The sequence below is a fragment of the Vibrio sp. S12_S33 genome, from assembly GCF_963889785.1.
In the GTDB taxonomy this organism is placed as follows: domain Bacteria; phylum Pseudomonadota; class Gammaproteobacteria; order Enterobacterales; family Vibrionaceae; genus Vibrio; species Vibrio aestuarianus.
This window is the reverse complement of the sequence record NZ_CAWPQZ010000305.1, coordinates 1-313: the sequence shown is the minus strand read 5'-3', so window position 1 is coordinate 313 and position 313 is coordinate 1. Positions and strand designations below refer to the sequence as shown.

The window sequence follows — 313 nt, the reverse complement described above, 5'->3', positions numbered from 1 at the left end:
TGCATCAGATATTAATAGCCTTTATGTTTATGACGAACCGTTGGAGATGCCACCCTATTCAGATCAATGGTTTATTGATGGTGATTTAACAGATCTGAAGAACTTACATATAAGAAGAGACGGTAAATCTGGTGATTTATCAGCTCCAGCCAGTATTGATTGTAAAACTAGAAAATTTACAGTGACGGGGAATGGACTTCTTTATAATTCCGATCCGATTTCATCATCAGAAGTTAGTCAACAAATCAGTGACAATGTCATTGAGGCAGTATTACAAAAAATTTGTGGTGCAAAAAACACATAACAAACAATT

1 protein-coding gene is annotated in these 313 nt (G+C 34.8%); it reads left to right on the top strand.

Going from position 1 to position 313, the window contains the following annotated elements; translation table 11 throughout:
- On the top strand, window positions 1-304 hold a 304-nt coding region (locus AACW06_RS20270), incomplete at its 5' end, for a hypothetical protein (RefSeq protein ID WP_192076401.1).
- Between the last annotated feature and the right edge of the window lie 9 nt (window positions 305-313).